We start from the raw sequence: 293 nt of genomic DNA, 5'->3' as shown, positions 1-293 counted from the left end.
CGTCCGGGTTGTTGCGGTCGAAGGTGAACTCCCAGTTGTTCTGGTTCTTCTCGCGGTCGAAGTCGTTCGCGGTGTAGTCCTTGGACACCAGGTTGTGCCGGTGCAGGCAGTCCACGATGCCCACCGAAGGGTCTTCATAGAGGTTCGGGTTGTCCTGCTGTACGGCGTAGACGGCGTCAACGTAGGCGGCGAATTTGAACTGGCAGTCGGCCGAATCGGCGCGGAATTTCTCACCCTTTGCCGGATCGTCGGCGTGAACCGCAGAGGGATGGTACATGCCGTTGGTGTACTTG

1 pseudogene is annotated in these 293 nt (G+C 59.4%); it reads right to left on the bottom strand.

The features are described 5' to 3' along the window. Positions 1–293 (bottom strand): annotated as a pseudogene (locus tag EMO90_RS12255) (hypothetical protein); the annotation flags it as partial.

Origin of the sequence: Bifidobacterium vespertilionis (genome assembly GCF_008698145.1) — a bacterium.
Classification (GTDB): Bacteria; Actinomycetota; Actinomycetes; order Actinomycetales; family Bifidobacteriaceae; genus Bifidobacterium; species Bifidobacterium vespertilionis.
Note: the sequence above shows the minus strand (reverse complement) of the source record. Positions and strands in the feature narration are given on the sequence as shown.